Here is a 23,243-nt window from a genome sequence, read left to right on the forward strand (position 1 = left end):
CTAAAAGTGCATCAAGTAACATTTCCCTTTGTTGAGGTTTGCTCGGTTCAACAGTTGTTTGTAGTAGAGGGTGCGGATTTTCAATCTTTTTTCTCTGTGGCAATAGTTTTGTATCTCCAAGAACACTATTTAACTTCAAAAACTCATTTTGCAAAATAACAATTTCTCCAGAATAAGCTCTATCAATCTTACATAATTCACCATTTATTGAAGTATACATTTCTGTAACTTTTATTTTTTCTTTTTCTGATACTCTAACCGAATCTCGCAAATGCAGTACGCCACTATAAAGGCGTATATATGCAAGACGTTGTCTTTTTTCCGAATACTCAATTTTGAAAACTTTTCCGCAAAGTTCAGACTGACCTCGATGTGTTGATGAATAAAATTTATTCGTAATCACTTCTATAAGGTTATCAATCCCTATATTGTTTTTTGCACTTCCGTGATAAACAGGGAACAGGGAACAATTCTGAAATCTTATGCTTTCCTCTTGTTCGAGTTCCAATGCTTCTAATGATTTACCGGACATATATTTCTCTAAAAGGTCATCGTTTCCCTCTATTACCGTATCCCATTGTTCAGATTCGGTAAAGTTCGTCACACACATATTAGGATACAGTTCTACCTTCTGTTTGATTACAATTTCGGCAGAAAGTTTCTCTTTAATATCCTGATAAACCGTTGATAAATCAATTCCATTTTGGTCAATCTTATTGATAAAAAAGATTGTGGGAATCCCCATTTTCCTAAGTGCATGAAATAATATACGAGTTTGTGCTTGTACGCCATCTTTTGCAGAAATCAGTAGAATTGCCCCATCTAAAACTGATAATGAACGATATACTTCTGCTAAGAAATCCATATGTCCTGGCGTGTCTATGATGTTCACCTTCGTATTTTCCCACTGAAAAGAGGTTATTCCTGTCTGAATTGTAATTCCTCTCTGACGTTCTAAAAGCGTATTATCCGTCCTCGTTGTACCTTTGTCCACGCTTCCTAATTCTGTAATCGCTCCACTGTTATATAATAAGCTTTCTGTTAAGGTAGTTTTTCCTGCATCAACATGAGCTAAAACTCCAATATTAATAATTTTCATGTGATTTTCCTCCATTCAAAAGCCCAAAAGGGCATAAAAATCCCAGTGATAAATACTCTTATCACTGGGATTTTTATGCATAACCATAGGTATACAAAGCATACAGATATTCTCTGGATACTTTAGAATCACATGATAAAGGTATTCTTAAACTGGGTACAAAAAACTAAGCCCTCCTAAAAAAGGACATCTAATTATTTGTTCCCGCTATCAAATTGACAGTTTATTTAAGAATACCTTGCCGCATATTTATTAACTCCTTTTAAATAGATACTTAAATAATAGCACGTAAGAGCATATTTGTCAAGGAATCTCCAATTTTTTATCAAAGAGAGTACGTGATTACAAAATAGCTGTAATAATGTACCAATATTTGTTATTCTATAATCTTCCAATTACTCCCGTTCTTTTCAAGTACCAAATCAAATTGAGATACCTGCGTTGCTTTGGTCTGCTGGTCGATATACTCCACTGTCAGCGATACCGTGACTTGATTATCCTTACGATTGTGAATAGGATTTACCAGTTCTTGAAAGATGTACTCTTTTCCGATTGGTTTTAATATCCCGTCATTCACATAGTAGGAAAGTTCACTGGCTGTCGCTGTAGGATAGAGCTTGAAGAACGTCGTTAAAAACTCATTGATTTCATTGGTTGTAATGGAATCAACCGTCCCCTCACTTTCAATGGCTTTTGGTTTATAACTTGATTTCTTAGGTATGTTGGTAATGGTCGGATTCTTAACCAGTACCATATTTCCAGAACCATCTACATAGACACTCACTATATAAGCAGAGTGGACGGTCTTTGTATTTTCTCCCTCTGTAATGAGCTGGTCTACACTGTAGGTTACATTAAACTCATTGTCGCCAGTTGGCTCTACCGTCCATATCTGAAATCCTCTTACAGAAGACGATACAGGAATATCTTTGCGTACTGTATCAACATTGAGAGCTTGAAGTTCATCTGTCAGATAGCCTTTTAGACTTTCCATTCGATTATCAATGGACTTATCGGATTGCTCCCATGAATAGTAGACTTTCGCAAAGTTCTCTACAAAATTTTCTACATGATGAGTATCAACGTATTCCTTTTCTATGATAGTTGTTTCGTGAATAGTATGAGTATCTATAGCTGTAAAGTGCTTGAATATCGCAAAGCTGAAACTAAGCCCTAAAAGTACCCACAAGGCAATCACAACCTTTTTATGAGGATTGACCTTATAGACACGAGGTTTCTTTTCCTTTGGTATCTGTTTTTCTTTATTCTGATTTTTTCTAAATTTCATCATTAAATCTTCCTTTCTCATTGTTTGATTCGTCCTGCTCCCACTAAATGCTGTTGCCAGTAGGGGCTTGTTAAGTCGGCATAACCGATTGGGTCGCCTGCATGAAACATACGGTTATTGCCAAGGTATATCCCAACATGAGTAATATAAGAGCCAGCGTTATAGGTAGAATGAAAGAAAACCAAATCGCCAGCTTGTGCTTCCGATAGTGGGATATGCTGGGTCACATCATATTGCTGTTGTGCGGTTCGTGGTAAGTTAATTCCAGCTTTTCCATACGTCCATTGTGTCAGTCCGCTACAATCAAAAGAAGTAGTCGGGGAAGCTCCACCGTAAACGTATCGCCAGCCCTCATATTTCAGTGCTTCGTCCATGATGGCTTGTACCGTATCATCATCAAACTCTGTTGTGACAAGATACTGCGTTACCAGTTGCACATAAAACATATTGCCATAGTTGTATCGCCAGCCCCCATTGATAGGTATGGCTATGGGATTGGGGTAAGACACTTTTTCGCCACCTGAATACTCTTTTGAGAAACTTTGAGCCAGTTCAAAGGTATATTTATTTCCACGATTAGCCACATACCCTAAGAAACCACCACCATAATTGTAGGACTGGATAACCGATTCTAAATCTACACTGAGCCTTTCGCTACTGGCTAATAATTCACTGAAATACTTCACACCTTGCTTAATGGATTCTTCTGTACTCAATGAATTAGGTGGAAGACCGAGGGATTCCGAGGACTGCATAACATCTTCCGCAGTACCGCCCGATTCCACCTGTATAATCGCAAGAAGTATGTTGACATATTCTTCAACGCCATATTCTTTGGCATATTTTTCTACCATAGGCTTATGAGCCAGCACTTCTGCGGAAACATTCACACCTCCATAATGAATATTGGAAATTCCGCTGTCCTGTTCATCTGAAAATAAAATGGCAACAAACAGAAGCAGTGAGAAGACCATCAAGAATAATCCAGAACCACCAATCACTAAAGTTTTCAACTTCATGGTTTCTTACCGACTTTCTTAATGGTGGCGGTTTTGATTGGTGGTCTACTTCTTGTATTTTGTAGTGGTACTCTTTGAACAGTAGACGGACGTTCTTTTGTGATTGGACGTTGTGAAGTTCTATCTGCTGTAGTGGTTGAAGTTGCTGGCTTTTGAACGGTTTTTTCTTGAACGGTATTGCCTTGGCGTTCCACTTTTGGACTTGAAAAATCGGACTTAACTGCTGGACGCTCTTGTTTGGCTTGTTGAGATTCCTTATATGAAGTCTGAATATTAGACTGTTTTGAGGTCTGTTCATCATGATATTGTTCTTGTCTTGTAGTCGGTCTTTCATGAACAGAAGAAGCAGGCTGTTTTTTCTGTTTGACCTGTTCCATTTCAGAGCGACGCTTCGCAATGGTTTTTCGCCTTTGTTCCTGCTGTTCCTTGCGTCCACTGGCTCTGTCCGCTTTGGTTTGAGAAATACTACTGGTTAAATCACGGACATTCTCTTTTACTTTGGATTTTCCTTGATATACTGCATATCTTGCATTGGTCGGCAAATCTTTAACCTGTTCTTTCAAACCACTAGCAGTGTCTACCATTCTGTCTTTGGTATCAGCTACTGTACCGATGGTTTGACCGATACGTTTTCCAAGTGTTGATTTTTCCTTTCCGTCTGGTCGGGAGTGATCTGCTTGTGTCCTTGCAGAACTCCCCGAACCCGACTGTCCTTTTTTACCTGTAACAATGGCAGACCCAGCCCCTAGAGTAGTCATGGAACGTCCAAGTTTCCGCTGTAGACGGTGCATGTGAGCGTGCATAAGCATACGAGGTTTTCTCATCACACGACTTCCCACACTTTGAGAATCGTTACTCTGTAGAGAAAACATACTCATTAAATCGCCCAGCTTGAAGTAGATTCCTGCAAAGGTCACAATCTGTAGAAAAGCAATCAAAAAGAACGGATAACCAGCCGATAAGGTATAGAGCATGGTTGAAATACTAAATGCTGTCGTAATAATCAATGTGATTCCAGCTCGTGTCAAAATGGTATTAAAGAGCTTTGTTATGGCTCGTTTTGACATACCATCAAATGATGGAATCATGCTTAAAATAAAGCTCACAGGCAGAAACATAGCATAGATGATAAAAAGTACCTGCGAGAAAATCATGATTCCTGTTAATAGGAATACAAATATGGAAATCCCAATATTGAAGACAAATAGGAAGAAGACTGTACCTAAACGGTTAATGGTCTTTGTAATGGTTAGATTGGTATTGCTTCTGTCTTCAATTTCTTCCGCAACAATTTTTTCTCTGTCTTCGCCATTGTTGGAATCTGGGCTGGTGGAGAGCAGGCTTTCCACACGGTCAATACCGATACTTTCAATGTCTGAACTGTTGTATTGAAGCAGTAGCCACGGTTGCTGAACCTGTATGGAAAACAGGCTATCTCTGATTAAGTCCACGCTGTCCTTGCCTTGACTATCGGAATGGGGCATGACAATCTTCGTGCCAAGTGATAAACTGGCATTACTGATGTCTGATGAAAAGTCATTGATTTTTTTAATGTAGTCGGGAGCGTAGGCAATAAAGGAAGCCGATAGGATAAACACCAGCACAAAATTCATAATGGCATGAATTGCCTTTGTGGTTTCTCTCTTTATCAGTCCCGTATAGGCAACATAAACCCCAAGAACCAAAATCAAGAGTAAGAGGAATCCAACATAGAAACCCTCTGTTGAAAATCCGTTTGCACTCACACCAGCTAAGGTCTGCATATTCTTACCAATGGAATCTGCTGTAGCGGAAATGAAGTCTAAGGAATAGGCTTCCTGTACTAAGTAACCTGTCGCATTGGAAACATACAAACTGATTGTCCAAATAAAATTGGTAATGGCATATAGTCCATACATGACCTGTTTTCCAATCCCGTCCGACCAGTTCCACGGAAGCCAGCCCCAGCTATTATCCACATAAAAATCCAGTTGATAGTTTTCAAGTGGGTATCGGCTGTATTCATTTGCCACATTGACCGTATCATCTACCAAGCCCGCAGCTTGAACCACCGTTCCCAGCATGGCTAAAAGAAAAATGGCAATCACAAGTGTGAAAGCCACTGTCATTGCCACTTTACCTAGACGTTTCAGCGTCCAGTTTGATTTTATTCTGTTTACTATTGATGGTTTCACATTTACACCTCTTTTCGCACAGGTGGTCTGGTATCAAAGGCATGGAGCAGTTCTTCAAATACAGGGTGGAACTGTATCACACCGACACGACCATATAAATCACTGATAAGGCATTGCCCGTTTTCCAAATCACGCAATCGCTTCTGATTGTTTTCGTCCTCTGGGTCTACACCAAAAAAGGCTAAGGTCTTTTTAATCTCGTTAAGGTCAGTGGAACGAAATGCAAATTTTAAGCCGAGGTTATTTTTCAGTTTTTCATCTAAGAGGTCGTCTGTATTTTGGGTCACGAAATATACCCCAGCGTTCATAGCACGACCAGCCCGAACCAGCTTCATAGATAGTGTTTTTCCTTGTGCTACCTGTAAAAAGCTCCATGCTTCGTCTAAATCTACAATCTTGAAAATGCTTCGGTCTGTATGGATAAAGTCTAAAGCAAAGGTACTAATGACAATCAGCATAGCAACGGATAAAAGCTCCATAGTGGTATATTCCTCAAAGGAAGTTTCCTTGTCGGGAAGTACCAAGTCCGCAACCTGTATAATGTTCAGTTGTTTTTCTAAGCTGATAGACTGCTCCACATAACCATTACTGAATAATAAATGTGCAAAGTCATAGTCTGTAAAACTTTCGATATGGTCGGCTATACTGGTACTTAGTGGCGTATTCTCAACCCGTAATTCCTCAATCACTTTCATCAACCCTCGTACTTCACTATTGGTTACTGCACGAATGGCTTTTCTAAGGATTGGGAAGCGTTCCCCATCACGAGAGGAAATCCCCGTAAGGAATGTCAGAATATCAATAGCCAGTGATTCAGAATCTTTGGGATTTTTCATAATCACATAAGGGTCAAGTAAGCCTTTGTTTTTCTCATCAGAAGTCAGAGTGACGATATTGATTTCATGGGAAATCTCTGGCAAGGTTTCTTTCCATCTGCCACGTTCTGCTTTTGGGTCTACAATCACTGCTTGTGCCCCATAAAGCACCGCATAATAGACGATAAGGTTATTCGCAAAGGATTTACCACCACCCAGCGAACCAACAAAAGCCGACGCTAACGCATTGGTTACTGAACCCTTAACCCCTTGACTGGCAAGAGCAGGTTTCAGATAGACATTGCGTCCAGTATCTAAGCTGTAGCCAACATAAATCCCCTCATTTTCCCCCAGCATTTGAGTAGCACCAAAACCTAAACCAGCGAGGAAATCAGAGGTCACGTATTGAATATAATCATTCATATAACGCTTGCTGGCAGGTAAAAATTCTTCATGTAAGCCGAGCATATCCCCAAATGGTCGTACCAGTTTTACGCTTAAATCGTCATAAAAATCTTTCACTTCATTACAACGACGTTTGAGTTCGTCAAGATCATTTGCTGATACCCTTACCACATAAGACAGCTTGTACATAGATTCCTTGCTTTGGTCTAAATTGGTTTCCAGCTCATTCACACTTTCCAGAGCTTCCGCCACATTGGAGCTGGTTTCATTATCACTTTGCCAAGCGTGGTTATCCAAGTCTTTCAGTTCTTTCTTTTTATTGCGGACAGTAGATAGGGCTTTACGATTCGCTACAATTTCCACATTCATTGACGTATCAATCGGGAATGTAAATTGCTGTTGCTGGTAGTAGAAGATTTCAGAGGACGGGAAGTCCAGTTCTCCGACAATGCTGTTAATGGTAAAGTAAGCTACATAGACGGTTTCATCTTCCTGCTGGATTTTCAAATATCGCTGTTTTTCTTCCACCAAACAGCGAGTAGGCTTAATCAAGTCATAGTATTTAATCAGCGTTTCATTATCCAGCTTTTTCTTTGATAGATGGTACTCATACTCTTCATAGGCAGTGCCTGTCTGTCCGTAAAGGTGTTCAATCAGATAGCCGAAGTCGTCCTTATCTAACCTGCGGATTTTGAAACGACGAGAGATTTTATTTTCTAAGAGCTTTTCCATCTTCTGAAAACGCAGGATTTCATCATTACTCATACTAACAAAATCGCCCATCAGCTTATGGTTCACATCATAGACAAAATCAGACAAAGCATTTTTTGCTTCAACGGTAAGACTTTTCATAGAAAACTCCTGATCGTTGAGAAGCAACTTAAAGCCGATAAAGAAACGGTAGTTCACTTGATTTTCGCCAATCATGGATATTAAAGCGTCTGTCTGTTGGTCGATTTTGTCATAGGCAACCGCTTTGAGCTTGCCAGTGACTTCATTTTTGGAACGCTCTTGTGCAGAACGTATGCTGGATTCTGTACTGATTTGTAAAGCATGAATTTTGCCATCACGATTTTGTGCGATAAGCTGTCTGAAAGAATCATGCACTTGTATTTTCTGTTCTGGACTTAGAAATGAGTAATTGTAAGGAACAAGCTCATAGTAAGCATAACATTCCCCGTCTTTATTCCAGACGAGATTGTTTTCAATGTATTTAATTGGATATGCCATAAAATTCACTCCTAACTGCTGTAATGGCTTCTTGTGGCTGGTTTCTGCCAAGCGTTACTTTTTTTCCTGCATAGGTCAGCTTTGGTCGCAGTGCATAAGCAATGACAGACTTCAAAAATCCATAAGGCTTTTTACCATCAAAAGTTTTTGTAGACATAAACCATGTGAAAGCCACAGGAATCCCAAAGTATTTGAGAAATGCTCCCTCTATCATGGAAAGAGGGGGCAAGTTGCCAAGTATCATCACTGCAAAGAGTGACACGACAAACCATGTCATTTGCGTAAAGGTTATGGGAAACGGAAGTCTAAAATCATTGATAGAATACAGTACCTTTTCCACAGACCAGATACTGGTATAGCTTCGTATTTTCTTCATGTAATCAATCCTTTCATAAAAAATAGGGGTAGCTGATTGAGCCACCCCGTAAAATAGAAAATCTGCCAGTAGTAATGTACCGACAGATTTAATAGACGATTTCAAAAATCCCATGATTGGTTGAGATAAACGTTCCTGAAAGGTCTAAATCCCGACCATAGGCTTGATAATCAATATAGTTTTGAAGACTAGCTGGTACTTCGCCTAAAGCACCCGTTTCTTCAATGTAGTAGCGTGCCACGTCATACATATCATCACAATCGGAATGAATGATAATATCCTCTTGATGTTCGCTTAGTTCTTCAATGCTTGAAAAATGAGTGAGCAGAGCAGATAGCTCCGATTGTAATTCTTCGGGTAATTCCGATACCATTTCCCATAGTCGATTGAGTTCGCCAATGGAAGTGTATTCGTCAACCGTAAAGGGTAACTCGTAGTCATGAATGGCGTATTCCTCATATTCATCATTCAAGCCGATTTTCTCTTTGACTTCCTCAAAGTCAATGGGAAAGGTAAACCACGCACCGACCAATTCGCCCTCATTGTATTTGCCTAAATTCGCAATATAGACTTGCATATCGTCCATATATTCACGTCCTTTCTTTGTAGAGATTCAAAAATCCCTACCGCACTTCGTTTGGTGTACCATTCCTTTGCGGAACATAAGAAAACCACTTATATTCCACAAAAGAACGGTTTTATTTAAGCACCAATAATGCGATTGAATAGCTCTAGTAAAATGTCTTTTACTCCAGCAGCGTTGAAGACTAAGCCAACCGCAATAATCGCAATAATTAAAAAGCCAATCAGTTTGCTAAACTCACGCTTGAAGCCAAGATACAAGCCAATCACAACGATTGCTAAAAGCACCAGTGATTGAGCGTTTGATAGAAACCAGTTATAAAGGTTTTGTCCAAAATTCATAAAAATGTTCTCCTCTCTATATTCAATGAATTTGTATTTGAGTTATTTTTTTGTTGTTATCACGTCCTGTTCTTTTACTGACTGTTGCTTCAAAATCTGCTTGTGTCGGTCTGTCAGTTTCGCATGGTCGAGAATGTCTTTTACAACCTGCGTCTGGTTGATTTCATCAAGTTTAATCGCAACCTTTAAGGTCGGGGCAACTTGATGAGATAGCCAGTTCAGCGTCCTTTGGAAGGAGTAAGGCTCTGGTTTTGTGGTTAGTTTTAATCGTTCACGATTGTTCCCAATAAACCAAGCCCATTCTTCATTCAGTTTCCAATCAGAACGAGGTTTGGAATCGTCTTTATCTACAAAACGGATATACCGATTGATAATTTTAAAGGCGGTATGCTCTGGATTGTCATAGACGAGTAAATCACGGACTGCATAATAGGCACGCTCATTTTTCAATCGAATCTCAAAACGGTTTTTTACTTCTGCGTCTTCAATGGGAATATCATTTTTCTTGTACTGCTCGTAGTCCTTTTCATAGATACAGAAATAAACTTCACTTTGTAATGAACCGATATAGAGGGTGTTTCCCATACATTCCTTTTCCTCTTTGCGTACCAGTTCGCCACTGCGATAGCTTTTAAAACTGCGGAAGACGGAGATACATTCTTCCTGTTGGCACTTTTCAGTGAGTACAGGGATATTCAAAATCCCTGTCTTATCGTTAATGGCAAGGTCAAGGCGTTTCATCACACCGCCAGCCACCAAAACGTCCATAAAGAACTCATACCAGCTTCTTTGTTGTGCCAGAAGATAGCTTTCAAATTGTCTGCACCCACGACCTTTCAATTCCACCAGAACTCCTTTGTCCAGTTCATGGGAGCAAAGGACGAATATGTCGCCTAAAGCATAATGCTCTGAATAAGAATAGAAACCATAGTCCTCATGAAGAAAATAGGACAGTTTCAGTTGTAAGATGTTTTCGACCACCTGCTGTACGTCTGTTGTCGGAAAGCGAATCCTTACATAATCAAACAGCATTTCAAGGGGAGCGTCGGGATTGAAGCGTTCCAGAGCTTCCCAAAGGGACTGCTGTAAATCCTCTGATGGCTTGACTTTTCCTGTTTCAATATCGCTTAGATACTGCCTTGTAATACCAGTCGCAACAGCTAAACGGTTTTGAGATAGTCCATAAGCCAAGCGTTTTTCTTTTAAATGCTGTAACCAAGTTTGTTCATTCAGTAAAAATCCCTCCAATCAAAAAGGCGTATGTCAACTTTTAAAGCCCATTTGACATACGCTGAAATTTTGTAAATCCCTTGTAACCAAAGGATTTTCTAATGTTTTTTTGACTGTTTCCTGTCGATTTGTACCCCCCTGTTAGATACGGGGGGTTAAGTGCTGGCGTGGCTATTGCCACACCAGCCAGCAAGATCAGTCCACACCTGCGACTTCCGCTTCGCACGTCGCCTGCGTGGACTGTCTGCTGTTGGATAACTTTTTAATTTCCTCCAAGAAATCATATCCTTTTGGTACAAGGGGAGTATAAAACTCTGATATGACACTTGTTCCTACATCAACATAGCCACGACCTTTGATTCGCTTTAAGAAGAAATCCTTTTGTACGTCACTGCCAAACATCATGCCATAGCCCATTTCAGACATACGACCTAAAGCCACTCTGAAATTAAACTGATCACGGATTCCGTCGCCTAAATATTTTGCGTCTGGACGTTGACAAGCCAGTATTAGAAAGAAGCCAGCTTGACGACCTAACATGACAATCTGTTTCAGCTTATTCATAACTGCGGTGTTTTCTTTTGTTCCCAGCATTTCCATGAAAGCGACGTATTCATCAAAGATTAAGAAGTGTGCCGGGAGACCTAAGTAAGCATAATTTTTGCCAGTCTTATAGTTCTTCATCTGCTTCATTTCCTCACTACGTTTCATCATTTCTTCATAGAATGTTTCAATGCAAGAAAGCAAGTCTTCTTTTCTATAGTAGACATTTGCCATCACAGAACCTAAGTCCGCAAGGTCAGCATTTTTCGGGTCAAGAATATACAGTTTTGAATCTGTATGAAGCAAGGCTTCAATCAGTGTCAGTATAAAGTAAGTTTTACCGCCACCTGTACCACCAGCAATCAACATATGAGGGAGCTTATCATATTCCCACCATACGTTTTTCATTAAGCGAAGTTTACCATCTTTAGCTTCTACTTCATCAATAGAAATACGACTGGCTATGGTGTCATAGAGCAAAGTATATTCCACATAGGAATCCTTTAACTCTTTATCCGTCAGCTCACAGTACAAGCCACTCTCTAATTTCTTTTCCAAGTGTAAGAGTTGGTCTTGATATTTTCCCAGCGTGATTTCCACCCGTATCTGTATCAAGCCATTTTTAAGTCGATAATACATTTTAGGGAAGTAGGTTATCTTTTTTGTACGACCAGCACTATCTTTAAAGAAACCCTCTGTTTTGACCTGTTCAGATTCATACCACTTGTTTTCAAGTATCATCTTTGCCAGTTTTTGACGGTGGTAAAGTTGTTTAACCGTATCATAGCGAACCCGTTTGAATACAAACGCTACCAGCAAGCAGATAAGAATTGCGACACTGAAACTGATAATTAAATAGGGAATGTCAATCTTATCTGCTTGTGATAGGTTAAAATCCTGCCAGTTGATCTGCTGGATTGTCTTCACATGAAACAGTCCGACAACCAGCAGGAAAACAGGCAGGAGTGACGCTATCGTAAAATGAAAGACTAAATCTTTACCAGATGGGCGAATCCTTTTACCACGCTGTTTCATGCGAAAAAGTCTCCTTTCTACCTAGCGACTATTTGTCTTGTGTCGGTTCTTTCTTTGCTTGTGGTTGAGCTTTGAATGAACTAGAATCCTTTGTCAGCACAATATCGTCTGCCTTGATATACCAGTCAACATCTGCTCCTTGATAGGTGGCAGTAGCAACGGTGTCCGCAATGGGATTGATAAGTTCCACCCGTGCGTTATAATCAAACTCTTTCAAAGGCACGCTGGCAGGAATACTTACTTGAATCATGCGTCCTTGTCCTTTGGATTTTAAGTCATAGGTACGTTCCTTGATTTCATCTGAAACCGACCCGTCTTCATTTTGGATTCTCACTTCACGACGTAGAGCAGAGAATTTCAATTCTCCAAAAGTCGTGTCTTTATCTAATACAATGCCATTTGCTAATCTCATCATTTTTCCTCTCTTTCTTTATTCTTTTATCATGTCGTCAGCATGTAAAAGGTAATTTGTAAAACCACGAGTGCCGATTTTGTAGCCCTCTGCGGTAATACGTGGATTGACTAACTTCACACGTTCCTCAAAGCCGAAATGTTTTTCGCCAGCTTCAGCAGGAAGCACCACCACAATATCATCTGCTCTTTGAACATCAGAATAGAGATTATAGCTTCTTGATAAGACAGTTAGCCGTCCGTTGATTCTTCGCTGAACGACTTTATCCTCGCCAGCAAATTCTAAATTGCCGAATGTTTTTTCCATGTTGGGAATCACAAATTTAAGTTCCATATTTTTACCTATCCTTTCTTTTTTATTGGCTGAATGAATGTTTGATGGTCTTAAAGAGTGGGGAACGACCTTTTGATTCTTGATTTTTTGTTTTCATAAGTTCACTTCCTTTCAAAATCGGGTAAAAAAATAGACACCTCATTTTTTGAAGTGTCTACCTATTAAATATTCAAATTTTATTGGAAGTATCTTTATATCTTCACTTTTCAAGGATAAATCGTCGTATCAAAGCTCATTCATAAGTAGTAAATTAGTAGTAAATTGAGTGGTTTTGACCTTGATAAAGTGTGATAAGTCCAGTTTTTATGCGGATAACTAGATTTTTATGCTATTTTTATATAAAAAAATTTATATAATTGTTTGAAAACACAAACTATAAATGATAAAATGGTATAAAATAACAATATAATAAATATTTTAATAATTTAGGAGAATATAGAATGAAAAGAATAGTTTTGACTTCTGTTGTTTTACTATCGTTGCTGACATCAGTTGGTTGCTCGAAACATAAGGAAGAGGCGAAAGTAACTGAACCTGTAACGACTGAACAGACTACGCAGGATAATACAAAATTGTACAAGGAAGCTGGTTTACTTACTTTTAGAAACGAAAAGCAACTTGAACTTGGAGAACTGGATTCCAAATCTCGTGCAACTTATGCTCACATTCAGCTAAAAGATAGTGATGAGCCTAAAGAAAAGAGAGAAGCTAAATTAACCTTTGATCCAGTTGGATGGCATAACTATAAATTTTACTACGGAGATGGTTCTAAAGAGGCTTGGCTGATGAATCGCGGTCATTTAGTTGGGTATCAATTTAGTGGACTTAACGATGAAGGCCGTAATCTAGTTCCTATGACAGCCTGGTTAAATACAGGTGCCTTTACTGGAACGGATGACAAAAATCAAAGTAGCATGCTCTATTATGAAAATGGACTTGATTCATGGCTTGCAAATCATCCAAACTATTACCTTGACTATAAGGTGACAGCTGTCTATAAGGATAATGAATTGATTCCAAGACAGATTATCTTACAGTATGTAGGGATTGATTCGGATGGGAATTTACTCGAGATTAAATTAGGTAGTAGTAAGGAAAAACTTGATAAGTATTCCGTGACCCATGTAACTTTAGAGAATGTTTCAGCAAATGCAGAGATAAATTATGCTGACGGTACTGCAAAGAACACAGTCAAATCAGCTGAGGAACGCGCCGCTGAGCAAAAGGCAGCCGAGGAAAAAGCTAAGAAAGAGGCTGAAGAAAAAGAAGCGCAAGAAAAAGCTAAAAAAGAAGCAGAAGAGAAGGCTAAAGAAGAACAGACACAGTAGGAAACTGAAGCACCAGCACCAGCAGAAGAAGAATCACAAAGTAGTAATACAGGTGGCTACTTTAGAGATAGAAATGGACGATGGCATCGACCAAATGGAAAGTTTGCCTCTAAAAAGGAAATTAGAGAAGCTGGGTTGCAATGGTGATAGTTTTTAAAGCTATATAAATCAGAATAATCACAGTCAAAAAGCCGTTGAAAAACGGTTTTTTGTTATAATTAAATTAAGATTCATAGATAACAAAGGAGAAAAACATGACATTCGAAGAAATTTTGCCTGGACTAAAGGCTAAGAAAAAATATGTACGTACTGGCTGGGGTGGGGATGAAAACTATGTCCAGCTTTTTGATACCATCGAACAAAATGGGGTCGCCCTTGAAGTGACACCCTATTTCCTCATCAATGTATCTGGTGAAGGAGAAGGTTTTTCTATGTGGAGTCCGACACCATGTGATGTCCTAGCGACGGATTGGGTGGAAGTCCATGACTAAACGTGTCTTAGTTACGGGCGTTAGTTCAGGGATTGGTCTGACTCAAGCTCGATTCTTTTTAGAGAATGGTTATCAGGTTTTTGGTGTGGATCAGGGTGAAAAGCCTGCCTTACAAGGTGACTTTCACTTTCTACAACGTGATTTAACACTGGATTTAGAACCTATTTTTGACTGGTGCACTCAGGTGGATATTTTATGTAATACGGCAGGTGTATTGGATGACTACAAGCCCTTACTAGAACAATCTGCCCAAGAAATCCAAGAGATTTTTGAAATCAATTACGTAACTCCAGTAGAGTTGGCCCGCTATTATCTGACTCAAATGTTGGAAAGCAAGAGAGGAATCATCATCAATATGTGCTCCATTGCCTCAAGTCTGGCAGGCGGAGGTGGGCACGCCTATACCTCTTCTAAACACGCCTTGGCTGGATTTACCAAGCAATTAGCTCTGGACTATGCAGAAGAAGGTATCCAGGTCTTTGGAATCGCACCAGGTGCAGTTAAGACGGGTATGACGGCAGCTGACTTTGAACCAGGTGGTTTGGCGGACTGGGTAGCTAGTGAAACACCCATCAAACGCTGGATAGAACCAGAAGAAGTAGCAGAGATTAGCCTTTTCTTAGCAAGTGGAAATGCATCTGCCATGCAAGGGCAAATTCTCACTATTGATGGTGGTTGGTCTTTGAAGTAATATAGTTGATATTCAGTGAATATGTGGAGGTAAGCTATGAAAAGAGATGAGTTTGGATTTGTCTTGCCCAATCTCTACTATCAGTTTTTAATGGAGTGGGAAGATATTGACCCCTATGAAATTGGAGATTCAGGCATCTGTTTGTATGCTAAGGAGGATCTTCAAGAGCGTAATGAGACTTATCAGATTGAGGAAGTAGAGCCAGATTACTTTATGATTGGACAGGAAGGAGATTTGGCTTACTTTATCAAGAAAAATTCTGATGATTGCATTTATGAAAATGACTTGGGAGCTATAGGTTCCTTAGAAATGCAAAAAGTTGCTAAAAACGTCAATGACTTTATTGATAAGGTATTGGAAGAAGAATTGTAGAAAACTGAAGGGAGTAATCATGTTTAGAGTGCTAGATGAAGATTCACCGATTTCAAAAGATGACCTTTTACAATTTGAGGAGATTCTTGGGAAGAAATTGCCAAAAACTATGTTGGACTTTTATCTCAAGCACAACGGTGGTCAGCCCCAAGTAAGGGGTGTCCACGATGAACATCACCTCTTTCCTTTCAATTCCTTTAATTCACTTGAGGAAATGAGGAAGTCTCTTACATGGTATGACGATGAGGCTGTGCCTGCAGGATTTAGGGCTACAGACCTTCTCCATTTCGCCTATGATCCTGGATCTGGCAACTATGCACTTTCTCTAAGGGAAGAGGATTATGGCAAGGTGTATTTCTATGTTTTAGAAGAAAAAGCTGAGATCTATGGTCAATGGGCTTCTTTTGAGGAATTTTTGAACTCTTTTGTTGAAGAGTGAGATTAAAAAGGAGACGGGATGCGAAAACACCAAGAACTTTCACTAGAGCAGATAATTGAGCAGGTGCGCGTAGATCAATTGGTATCAGATGATTTTTGCCTCTATGGCAAGGAGGAAGGAGAACTGAAACTGGATTGCCTTTATTGGGTATCAGATTATCCAGATGTTGTGGAAAACCGTGATGTCTACCCAGCTGATGCATCGGAGCAAGTTCTCCAGCTAGTCTACTATGGAGAGCACTTGATTGATGTCCTTGCAGTCGCACTTGAGGAAAAACCAGATGCAAGTCTCCAAGACTTGGTCGAAGCTTTGAATTATTATAATCAGCATGATAGTTTTATGCCTTTTGATTCTGATTAGCTCTCCTAGATTTATGAAGTTCCGTTACCAATAAACGTTTTCATAAGGAGTGAGATTGCACATGAGATAAATCCAGATGTGAAGATCTGGCTGGAATTCTTAAATGAGACGTAAGAGGAATGACCAAGGAGAGAAAAATGACAGTAGTTACTGTATTAAAAAAGATCATTAAACTCTATGAGGAAACAACATTTATTCCCAAATCTGTGAATTTTTCAAATGAAAAGTTAAGGATCCAGTCTTCAAATTTGACAGGAGAATTACTTGATTATTATCAACACATAGTGTTCAAAGAGGATTTATTTTTTGCTAATCAAAATTTTAATATCATTTTGTTGACATTCGACTCTCGTGCAAGGACAGTCGAATCGTGGGCCTTACAAGATGTTCTTCAATTTAGTGAAGGGCAATACCAGATATTTGCTACTACAGATACAGACGATATTCTTTTCTGCGATATGAAAGATGAAAAATCCCCTGTTTACGCGGGCAGTCCTGGAGATCCTAACTTCTATAAACTCAGCGCAAGTTTGACGGAGTTTTTTGAGTTCTATTTCGCTTTTTCAAATTTTTGGAACCAAAGAGAAGATGTCCCACAGGAGGAATTTATTGCTGGGACAGGTGACTTGATAGAGCGCTACCTTTCCCAGGATGTCCAAGTGACAGCGAAAGAATATCTATTTCGGTAAAATTAATCTGAGAAAAAGCCTTTCTAAATAACAAAAAGTGAACTGGATAGGAGAAAAGAAATGAATGTTAAAGAACTAATCGAAGAGGTTGAAAATGATCTTGAGTTAGAATCGTATTTAAACCAGGTTCCCAAAAAGAATAAGAAGACCCAAGTTAGTTATCTCGAATCACTGAATCATCTGGCCTATTTACTTTATCTGGATGGTCAAGAGGAAATGGCTAAGGAATTATTAGATCGTATCATACAAATTCCATTTGAAGGGAATTATAACACCTGGACCTTTGTTGAGAGCTCTCTGGTTTTATTGGCCTATCTGGAAAGAGAAAAAGAAAATCAGGTACTCGTCTATAAAAAACTCCTTTTATCTCCATTAGAACAAGGGGAGGAATCAACTCAAAAAATAAGAAGGAGAGTTCATCAGAGATTTTTGAATGGTGATAGCTTGGAGCAAAAGCTTGCAAAAATCGAGCAAGCTTCAAGTCCTGAATCGGAAATGGAACGCCGTTTGCTATACTTGACAGATTTATTGAAGATTTACCTCTTTATTACTGAGTCAACTTGTGAAGAGACAGATATCCAAGCAAAAATTGAAGAGAATATAGAGATACTAAAGAAGTATATCAAGGAGCATGAAATCTTTAGCCTCTTTCCATTTAAGGGATGATGTAAGTTTTCAATCTTGGATTGTTAGAAAGAGTAGAATATGGAAATCAAAAAACACTTTGGTGTCTATGGCGTTTGCTATGAGAATGGGAAATTGCTTTGCATTGAGAAAACGAGAGGGCCTTATCAGCATCGTTTTGATTTACCTGGTGGTAGTCAGGAAATCGGTGAGGGTTTGACAGAAACCCTCAAGAGAGAAGTTCTGGAAGAGACGGGGTATACGCTTATCCGTTATTGCAATTCTAGAATTTATGATGTAATGGTTCAAGAAGAGGGGCAAGACTTCGCAGTACATCATATCATGGCATTTTATGATATAGAACTTGATTTCGAAGGCTCTCAAAAATCCCTTCCTCAGGAGGTTCTTGGTGGAAGCAATGATTCAGCAAAGGCAATTTGGTTGAATTTGGAAGAAATTACTGCAGACAATGCTTCGCCTTTAGTATTGAAGGTGAAGGCAGAGTTACGTGGATTTCCTGAATTAGAACTGACAAGATATAGAAATTGGAAGGTAAAGATGGGGGATAATGGAACTATTTAAAACATGGAAGAAAAATATGGTTCTCTATGGTCTTAAATCTCAAATCGGAACTGTCTACCGAAACAGTGATAGGACAACAAGTTTTTATGATGTTGGGAATTTTCTATACCTAGCAGGGGAGTTGAATTCCAGATTTTGGGAAGATTTTGTTAGGAAATATGGTTTAGATTATAAGATTATTATTTCAGAAAATACCAATTGGCAAGATTTTCTGCGTCAGAAAGTGGAGCTAATTTCTTTTACTCGCTATTCTTTTAAAGATAGGGCAAATTTTCAAATTGAATTTCTAAATGATCTAGTTAGTCATATAGAGGAAGGTTACAATATTGTACCTATTGATAATCGTATTTATAACTGCCTTTCTGAGGAAGAATGGTCACAAGATTTACAGGGGGATTTTGAGTCCTACCAGGATTTTGCTTTAAAAGGTGGATTTGGCTTTGTTATTCTTAAAAATAATGAAGTGATTGCTGGGATTTCCTCAGGGTTAGTTTACCGTGGAGCAGTTGAAGTGGAAGTTGCAACTAGACCAAACGAACAAGGAACTGGCTTTGCTAAAAAGCTTGGTGCTGCAATGATTCTAGAGAGTTTAAATAGGGATATATTTCCTCTTTGGGATGCTCATAACGAGGCTTCCAAAAAAGTAGCAGAATTTTTAGGATATGAGTTAGTTGAACCTTATGAAGCTTTTGAACTAGATGAAAGCGTCATATAATGATATCTGATATTGTATCTATTAAGACGAGGTGAATGGACATGCAAAACCAACTAGCTCTTAGTGGAGAAAAAATTATTGAAAAAGTTTATCCCCATTTATTGCACCACGTCGGTTTGATTCGTGGGGAATACTTGCTAAGAGAGCTTAATCAAAACATCCTGTTACCAAGTTGTCAGCAATTTGTAAAAGATTATCTAGACACTATTTGTCATTTGTACTCAGATGAAGAAGTCTGGTATCGCTTTTCAGAGTTAACAAATGCAGAAGCAAATAGTCTAGACGGGACTAAAGAGTATTTTGACGAACGCCACCCATTATTTGGATATAGAGGGACTAGGCGTTTATTGGCGTGTCCAGATGAATTTCAGGCTGAGGCACATGTCGTTATAGAAGTTTATCAAACCAATCCCAATCTGTCTGTTATTTTTCCTTTTGTTAATGATGCAGACCAATTAAAACGAGCTATTACAGTGTTACGTCAGCATGGTTTTACTGGTAAAATCGGCACGATGATTGAATTACCATCAGCTTATTTTGACTTAGACAGGATACTGGAAACGGGCATTTCAAAGATTGTAGTTGGAATGAATGATTTGACTTCTTTTGTTTTTGCGACTGTGAGGAACAGTCAATGGCATGATATGGAAAATCCAATTATGTTAGACTTACTCCGACAAATGAAGGAAAAAGCAAAGACTAAAAAGATTGACATTGCTGTAGCAGGTTATCTGAATGCTTCTTTCATACAAAAAATGAATCAGATGGGGATTGAGTGCATTATCCACTACAGTTCTATTCCGGAGATTTTTAATTTAGAGATTGACCATCCAGATCATCTCAAACGTATAAAAGAAGAAAGTAAAAAAATACAAAGGAGCAACCCATGACACCGCAAGAAATGTGGAATATCTACAAGAAAATCAATCCCTCTATCGGTGATGAGATAGATGCCTGGGCCTTTGGAGTGGAGGCCGATCTCTTGGCAGATTTGGTTTTAAAAGGCGAAAAAACAGCAACTGCCTCAGCTTACGATCTTTACGCAGTAGAGGACGAACCCCTTCCCCAAGAAGGGACCTTTGATGTTATTTTAGACAGTAAGGATCAAGCTATCTGCATTATTGAAATTACAAAGGTTTCCGTTCAGCCTTTCCATCAAGTGTCTGCTGATCATGCCTTCAAAGAAGGGGAAGGTGACAAATCCCTCGCCTATTGGCGTCAGGTTCATGAAGACTTTTTCAAAGACTGGTTAGGAGAAGCAGGTCTGGATTTTACACCTGACAGCAAGGTTGTTTTGGAAGAATTTCGCAAGGTATACCCTTTGTAGACTACTAGAAGGAAGAAAGTTTTGGAAATCGCCGTCCAAAGCTTTTTTCTGACTTAAAATATGATAAAATAGGTATGTTTGAACTAGAGCATTTGCTCAGAATTATAGAATAGGAGAATATGATGCAAGCAGTAGAACATTATATTGAAACATTTGTTCCTGAACATTATGATTTATTTTTAGACTTGAGTCGTGAGACTAAGACGTTTTCAGGAAAAGTAACCATTACTGGTCAAGCTAAGAGTGACCGTATTTCCCTTCACCAAAAGGACTTAGAAATCGCTTCTGTAGAAGTAGCAGCTCAAGCTCGTCCATTCACTCTTGATAACGAAAACGAAGCCCTTCATATCCAACTTGCAGAAGCAGGTTCAGTTGATTTGGTCATCGCTTTTTCAGGGAAAATCACAGACAACATGACAGGGATCTACCCATCTTACTACACAGTTGATGGTGTTAAGAAGGAAGTCTTGTCTACTCAGTTTGAGAGTCACTTTGCCCGCGAAGCCTTCCCATGTGTGGATGAGCCAGAAGCTAAAGCAACTTTTGACCTTGCTCTTCGATTTGACCAAGCAGAAGGCGAATTGGCCTTGTCAAACATGCCTGAGATTGATGTTGAAAACCGTAAGGAAACAGGTATCTGGAAATTTGAGACAACACCTCGCATGTCTTCTTATTTGCTGGCTTTCGTAGCTGGTGATTTGCAAGGAGTAACGGCTAAAACTAAAAATGGTACCTTGGTAGGTGTTTACTCAACCAAGGCACATCCACTTTCAAACCTTGAGTTCTCACTAGATATCGCCGTTCGTTCTATCGAGTTTTACGAAGACTACTACGGAGTCAAGTACCCAATTCCTCAATCTCTTCATATCGCCCTTCCTGACTTCTCAGCAGGTGCTATGGAAAACTGGGGTCTAGTTACCTACCGTGAAGTATACTTGGTTGTGGATGAGAATTCTACTTTTGCCAGCCGTCAACAAGTTGCTCTTGTCATTGCCCATGAGCTTGCTCACCAATGGTTCGGTAACCTTGTGACTATGAAGTGGTGGGATGACCTGTGGCTCAACGAAAGCTTCGCTAACATGATGGAATACGTCTGTGTGGATGCTATCGAGCCAAGTTGGAATATCTTTGAGGACTTCCAAACAGGTGGAGTATCTCTTGCTCTTGAACGCGATGCGACGGATGGTGTTCAATCTGTTCACGTCGAAGTCAAACACCCAGATGAAATCAATACGCTCTTTGACGGTGCTATCGTTTATGCCAAAGGAAGCCGTCTTATGCACATGCTTCGTCGTTGGCTAGGAGATGCTGATTTTGCTAAAGGTTTGCACGCTTATTTTGAAAAACATCAGTACGGAAACACCATTGGTCGTGACCTTTGGAATGCCCTTGGTCAAGCATCAGGTCGTGATGTTGCAGCATTTATGGATTCTTGGTTGGAACAACCTGGTTACCCAGTTCTCACTGCCACAGTTGAAAATGATGTTTTGAAGATTTCGCAAAAACAATTCTTCATCGGTGAGCATGAAGACAAGAACCGTCTTTGGGTAGTGCCGCTTAACAGCAACTGGAAAGGCCTACCAGATACTCTCGAAACTGAAAGCATCGAAATTCCAGGTTACGCTGCGCTTCTTGCTGAAAACAAATCAGCTCTTCGTCTCAACACTGAAAATACTGCCCACTACATTACTGACTATCAAGGTCAATTACTGGATGCTATCCTTTCAGAATTGGTTGAACTTGATAACACAAGCAAACTGCAAATCGTTCAAGAACGTCGTTTACTTGCTGAAGCAGGACACATTTCTTATGCTGACTTGCTCCCAGTTCTTGATAAACTTGCTAAAGAAGAATCTTACCTCGTCGTTTCAGCCGTTTCTCAAGTGATTTCTGCCCTTGAGCGCTTTATCGATGAAGGTACAGAAGCTGAAAGAGCCTTCAAAGCATTGGTTGCTAAATTGGCTCGTCATAACTATGACCGTCTTGGTTTTGAAGCTAAAGACGGAGAATCAGATGAGGATGAATTGGTTCGTCAGTTGGCTGTTTCGATGATGATTCGTTCAAATGATGCAGAAGCTAGTCAAGTCGCTAGCCAAATCTTCGCAGCCCACAAGGAAAATCTTGCAGGCCTTCCAGCAGCTATCCGTTCACAAGTTCTCATCAATGAAATGAAACATCATGAGACTAAAGATTTGTTAGCACTTTATCTTGATACTTATACTCACGCAACAGATGCAGTTTTCAAACGTCAATTAGCAGCTGCGCTTGCCTACAGTACAGATGCGGATAATATCCAAATCTTGATTGCTTCTTGGAAGGACAAATTTGTGGTCAAACCTCAAGATTTGTCTGCATGGTATTATCAGTTCTTAGGTCATAAGGAAACTCAGGAACCAGTTTGGGCTTGGGCGCGTGAAAATTGGGATTGGATTAAGGCTGCTCTTGGTGGAGATATGAGCTTTGATAGCTTTGTTATTCTGCCTGCCCATGTATTTAAGACAGAACAACGCTTGGCAGAATACAAGGCCTTCTTTGAGCCTCAACTTTCTGACCTAGCTCTTAGCCGTAACATCGGTATGGGAATCAAGGAAATCGCAGCACGCGTTGAATTGATTAAACGTGAAAAAGCAGCAGTTGAAGCAGCTGTTGTTCAATTTAGCAAAGCTTAAAAGATTCTAGTCTAACTAGATGACAAAAACTCAACTTTCTCTAGGAAAAACAAGGGAAGTTGAGTTTTTTTTA

Annotated in this window: 25 protein-coding genes and 2 pseudogenes; 13 read left to right on the forward strand and 14 right to left on the reverse strand. The window is 39.5% G+C overall.

Features of this window, described 5'->3' with window-relative positions; all coding sequences use genetic code 11:
- The 14 genes and pseudogenes from RQ973_RS07165 to RQ973_RS07230 all read right to left on the reverse strand — a co-directional run.
- The coding region (locus RQ973_RS07165; protein WP_311523377.1) for a GTP-binding protein at nucleotides 1-1,099 on the reverse strand (1,099 nt) is incomplete at its 3' end.
- Between the two features lie 15 nt (nucleotides 1,100-1,114).
- Nucleotides 1,115-1,162, reverse strand: a pseudogene (locus RQ973_RS09490) (hypothetical protein); the annotation flags it as partial.
- 313 nt (nucleotides 1,163-1,475) lie between these two features.
- A complete protein-coding gene (locus RQ973_RS07175) occupies nucleotides 1,476-2,408 on the reverse strand; it encodes a conjugal transfer protein (protein ID WP_001224318.1) in 933 nt (310 codons plus the stop codon).
- Nucleotides 2,405-3,406 carry a lysozyme family protein gene (locus tag RQ973_RS07180; RefSeq protein WP_000769868.1) on the reverse strand — a complete coding sequence of 334 codons (1,002 nt, stop codon included), beginning with the start codon at nucleotides 3,404-3,406 and terminating at the stop codon, nucleotides 2,405-2,407. Before RQ973_RS07180 ends, RQ973_RS07175 begins: the two co-directional genes overlap by 4 nt.
- On the reverse strand, nucleotides 3,403-5,580 hold the full coding sequence (locus tag RQ973_RS07185) for a CD3337/EF1877 family mobilome membrane protein (protein WP_000804748.1): 2,178 nt from the start codon (nucleotides 5,578-5,580) through the stop codon (nucleotides 3,403-3,405). Before RQ973_RS07185 ends, RQ973_RS07180 begins: the two co-directional genes overlap by 4 nt.
- 2 nt (nucleotides 5,581-5,582) lie before the next feature.
- A complete protein-coding gene (locus RQ973_RS07190) occupies nucleotides 5,583-8,030 on the reverse strand; it encodes an ATP-binding protein (protein ID WP_000331160.1) in 2,448 nt (815 codons plus the stop codon).
- Nucleotides 8,014-8,406, reverse strand: coding sequence for a conjugal transfer protein (locus RQ973_RS07195; RefSeq protein WP_000723888.1), 393 nt, complete (start codon nucleotides 8,404-8,406; stop codon nucleotides 8,014-8,016). Before RQ973_RS07195 ends, RQ973_RS07190 begins: the two co-directional genes overlap by 17 nt.
- 88 nt (nucleotides 8,407-8,494) lie before the next feature.
- Nucleotides 8,495-8,992 (reverse strand): antirestriction protein ArdA, encoded by a 498-nt coding sequence (locus tag RQ973_RS07200; protein ID WP_000342539.1) that lies wholly within the window; start codon nucleotides 8,990-8,992, stop codon nucleotides 8,495-8,497.
- Nucleotides 8,993-9,108: 116 nt separating this feature from the next.
- Nucleotides 9,109-9,330 (reverse strand): hypothetical protein, encoded by a 222-nt coding sequence (locus tag RQ973_RS07205; protein ID WP_001009056.1) that lies wholly within the window; start codon nucleotides 9,328-9,330, stop codon nucleotides 9,109-9,111.
- Nucleotides 9,331-9,372: 42 nt separating this feature from the next.
- Nucleotides 9,373-10,578 carry a MobT family relaxase gene (gene mobT / locus RQ973_RS07210; RefSeq protein WP_000398284.1) on the reverse strand — a complete coding sequence of 402 codons (1,206 nt, stop codon included), beginning with the start codon at nucleotides 10,576-10,578 and terminating at the stop codon, nucleotides 9,373-9,375.
- Nucleotides 10,579-10,600: 22 nt separating this feature from the next.
- Nucleotides 10,601-10,753, reverse strand: a complete 153-nt coding sequence (locus tag RQ973_RS07215) for a hypothetical protein (protein WP_000879507.1) — start codon at nucleotides 10,751-10,753, stop codon at nucleotides 10,601-10,603.
- 2 nt (nucleotides 10,754-10,755) lie between these two features.
- A complete protein-coding gene (locus tag RQ973_RS07220) occupies nucleotides 10,756-12,138 on the reverse strand; it encodes an FtsK/SpoIIIE domain-containing protein (RefSeq protein WP_016398735.1) in 1,383 nt (460 codons plus the stop codon).
- A gap of 28 nt (nucleotides 12,139-12,166) precedes the next feature.
- Nucleotides 12,167-12,553: a YdcP family protein gene (locus tag RQ973_RS07225; protein WP_000985015.1), complete on the reverse strand. Its 387-nt coding sequence runs from the start codon at nucleotides 12,551-12,553 to the stop codon at nucleotides 12,167-12,169.
- 15 nt (nucleotides 12,554-12,568) lie between these two features.
- Nucleotides 12,569-12,883 (reverse strand): YdcP family protein, encoded by a 315-nt coding sequence (locus tag RQ973_RS07230; RefSeq protein ID WP_000420682.1) that lies wholly within the window; start codon nucleotides 12,881-12,883, stop codon nucleotides 12,569-12,571.
- A 440-nt stretch (nucleotides 12,884-13,323) separates the two neighbouring features.
- Here RQ973_RS07230 and RQ973_RS07235 point away from each other — a divergent pair.
- The 13 genes and pseudogenes from RQ973_RS07235 (at nucleotide 13,324) to RQ973_RS07295 (ending at nucleotide 23,170) form a co-directional block, all read left to right on the forward strand.
- Nucleotides 13,324-14,358: pseudogene (locus RQ973_RS07235) on the forward strand (DNA/RNA non-specific endonuclease).
- 107 nt (nucleotides 14,359-14,465) lie between these two features.
- The gene (locus RQ973_RS07240; RefSeq protein WP_281335108.1) at nucleotides 14,466-14,702 is read left to right on the forward strand and encodes a DUF2829 domain-containing protein; all 237 of its coding nucleotides are present in this window, start codon (nucleotides 14,466-14,468) and stop codon (nucleotides 14,700-14,702) included.
- Nucleotides 14,695-15,393, forward strand: a complete 699-nt coding sequence (locus RQ973_RS07245) for a 3-oxoacyl-ACP reductase (RefSeq protein ID WP_281335109.1) — start codon at nucleotides 14,695-14,697, stop codon at nucleotides 15,391-15,393. Before RQ973_RS07240 ends, RQ973_RS07245 begins: the two co-directional genes overlap by 8 nt.
- Before the next feature lie 36 nt (nucleotides 15,394-15,429).
- Complete coding sequence (locus tag RQ973_RS07250; RefSeq protein WP_281335110.1) at nucleotides 15,430-15,765, forward strand: hypothetical protein; 336 nt, start codon at nucleotides 15,430-15,432, stop codon at nucleotides 15,763-15,765.
- A gap of 19 nt (nucleotides 15,766-15,784) precedes the next feature.
- Nucleotides 15,785-16,204 (forward strand): SMI1/KNR4 family protein, encoded by a 420-nt coding sequence (locus RQ973_RS07255; protein WP_311523391.1) that lies wholly within the window; start codon nucleotides 15,785-15,787, stop codon nucleotides 16,202-16,204.
- Between the two features lie 18 nt (nucleotides 16,205-16,222).
- Complete coding sequence (locus RQ973_RS07260; RefSeq protein ID WP_311523392.1) at nucleotides 16,223-16,564, forward strand: hypothetical protein; 342 nt, start codon at nucleotides 16,223-16,225, stop codon at nucleotides 16,562-16,564.
- Nucleotides 16,565-16,701: 137 nt separating this feature from the next.
- Nucleotides 16,702-17,253 (forward strand): hypothetical protein, encoded by a 552-nt coding sequence (locus tag RQ973_RS07265; protein WP_311523394.1) that lies wholly within the window; start codon nucleotides 16,702-16,704, stop codon nucleotides 17,251-17,253.
- A gap of 60 nt (nucleotides 17,254-17,313) precedes the next feature.
- Nucleotides 17,314-17,919, forward strand: a complete 606-nt coding sequence (locus RQ973_RS07270; protein ID WP_311523395.1) for a DUF6707 family protein — start codon at nucleotides 17,314-17,316, stop codon at nucleotides 17,917-17,919.
- A gap of 39 nt (nucleotides 17,920-17,958) precedes the next feature.
- Nucleotides 17,959-18,459, forward strand: a complete 501-nt coding sequence (locus RQ973_RS07275; protein WP_311523397.1) for an NUDIX hydrolase — start codon at nucleotides 17,959-17,961, stop codon at nucleotides 18,457-18,459.
- The gene (locus RQ973_RS07280) at nucleotides 18,446-19,174 is read left to right on the forward strand and encodes a GNAT family N-acetyltransferase (protein ID WP_311523399.1); all 729 of its coding nucleotides are present in this window, start codon (nucleotides 18,446-18,448) and stop codon (nucleotides 19,172-19,174) included. Before RQ973_RS07275 ends, RQ973_RS07280 begins: the two co-directional genes overlap by 14 nt.
- 41 nt (nucleotides 19,175-19,215) lie before the next feature.
- Nucleotides 19,216-20,064 carry a putative PEP-binding protein gene (locus tag RQ973_RS07285; RefSeq protein ID WP_311523400.1) on the forward strand — a complete coding sequence of 283 codons (849 nt, stop codon included), beginning with the start codon at nucleotides 19,216-19,218 and terminating at the stop codon, nucleotides 20,062-20,064.
- The gene (locus RQ973_RS07290) at nucleotides 20,061-20,501 is read left to right on the forward strand and encodes an ASCH domain-containing protein (protein WP_075231913.1); all 441 of its coding nucleotides are present in this window, start codon (nucleotides 20,061-20,063) and stop codon (nucleotides 20,499-20,501) included. Before RQ973_RS07285 ends, RQ973_RS07290 begins: the two co-directional genes overlap by 4 nt.
- Before the next feature lie 122 nt (nucleotides 20,502-20,623).
- Nucleotides 20,624-23,170 carry a M1 family metallopeptidase gene (locus RQ973_RS07295; protein ID WP_075231912.1) on the forward strand — a complete coding sequence of 849 codons (2,547 nt, stop codon included), beginning with the start codon at nucleotides 20,624-20,626 and terminating at the stop codon, nucleotides 23,168-23,170.
- Nucleotides 23,171-23,243: the final 73 nt, after the last annotated feature.

The sequence above is a fragment of the uncultured Streptococcus sp. genome, from assembly GCF_963511325.1.
Taxonomy (GTDB): domain Bacteria; phylum Bacillota; class Bacilli; order Lactobacillales; family Streptococcaceae; genus Streptococcus.

Excerpts from the sequence above, each read along its gene's own strand:
- RQ973_RS07175 (WP_001224318.1), bottom strand. The coding sequence starts at position 2,408 with ATGAGAAAGGAAGATTTAATGATGAAATTTAGAAAAAATCAGAATAAA.
- RQ973_RS07180 (WP_000769868.1), bottom strand. The coding sequence starts at position 3,406 with ATGAAGTTGAAAACTTTAGTGATTGGTGGTTCTGGATTATTCTTGATG.
- RQ973_RS07190 (WP_000331160.1), bottom strand. The coding sequence starts at position 8,030 with ATGGCATATCCAATTAAATACATTGAAAACAATCTCGTCTGGAATAAA.
- RQ973_RS07195 (WP_000723888.1), bottom strand. The coding sequence starts at position 8,406 with ATGAAGAAAATACGAAGCTATACCAGTATCTGGTCTGTGGAAAAGGTA.
- RQ973_RS07200 (WP_000342539.1), bottom strand. The coding sequence starts at position 8,992 with ATGGACGATATGCAAGTCTATATTGCGAATTTAGGCAAATACAATGAG.
- RQ973_RS07205 (WP_001009056.1), bottom strand. The coding sequence starts at position 9,330 with ATGAATTTTGGACAAAACCTTTATAACTGGTTTCTATCAAACGCTCAA.
- RQ973_RS07220 (WP_016398735.1), bottom strand. The coding sequence starts at position 12,138 with ATGAAACAGCGTGGTAAAAGGATTCGCCCATCTGGTAAAGATTTAGTC.
- RQ973_RS07225 (WP_000985015.1), bottom strand. The coding sequence starts at position 12,553 with ATGATGAGATTAGCAAATGGCATTGTATTAGATAAAGACACGACTTTT.
- RQ973_RS07230 (WP_000420682.1), bottom strand. The coding sequence starts at position 12,883 with ATGGAACTTAAATTTGTGATTCCCAACATGGAAAAAACATTCGGCAAT.
- RQ973_RS07240 (WP_281335108.1), top strand. The coding sequence starts at position 14,466 with ATGACATTCGAAGAAATTTTGCCTGGACTAAAGGCTAAGAAAAAATAT.
- RQ973_RS07245 (WP_281335109.1), top strand. The coding sequence starts at position 14,695 with ATGACTAAACGTGTCTTAGTTACGGGCGTTAGTTCAGGGATTGGTCTG.
- RQ973_RS07250 (WP_281335110.1), top strand. The coding sequence starts at position 15,430 with ATGAAAAGAGATGAGTTTGGATTTGTCTTGCCCAATCTCTACTATCAG.
- RQ973_RS07255 (WP_311523391.1), top strand. The coding sequence starts at position 15,785 with ATGTTTAGAGTGCTAGATGAAGATTCACCGATTTCAAAAGATGACCTT.
- RQ973_RS07260 (WP_311523392.1), top strand. The coding sequence starts at position 16,223 with ATGCGAAAACACCAAGAACTTTCACTAGAGCAGATAATTGAGCAGGTG.
- RQ973_RS07265 (WP_311523394.1), top strand. The coding sequence starts at position 16,702 with ATGACAGTAGTTACTGTATTAAAAAAGATCATTAAACTCTATGAGGAA.
- RQ973_RS07270 (WP_311523395.1), top strand. The coding sequence starts at position 17,314 with ATGAATGTTAAAGAACTAATCGAAGAGGTTGAAAATGATCTTGAGTTA.
- RQ973_RS07275 (WP_311523397.1), top strand. The coding sequence starts at position 17,959 with ATGGAAATCAAAAAACACTTTGGTGTCTATGGCGTTTGCTATGAGAAT.
- RQ973_RS07280 (WP_311523399.1), top strand. The coding sequence starts at position 18,446 with ATGGAACTATTTAAAACATGGAAGAAAAATATGGTTCTCTATGGTCTT.
- RQ973_RS07285 (WP_311523400.1), top strand. The coding sequence starts at position 19,216 with ATGCAAAACCAACTAGCTCTTAGTGGAGAAAAAATTATTGAAAAAGTT.
- RQ973_RS07290 (WP_075231913.1), top strand. The coding sequence starts at position 20,061 with ATGACACCGCAAGAAATGTGGAATATCTACAAGAAAATCAATCCCTCT.
- RQ973_RS07295 (WP_075231912.1), top strand. The coding sequence starts at position 20,624 with ATGCAAGCAGTAGAACATTATATTGAAACATTTGTTCCTGAACATTAT.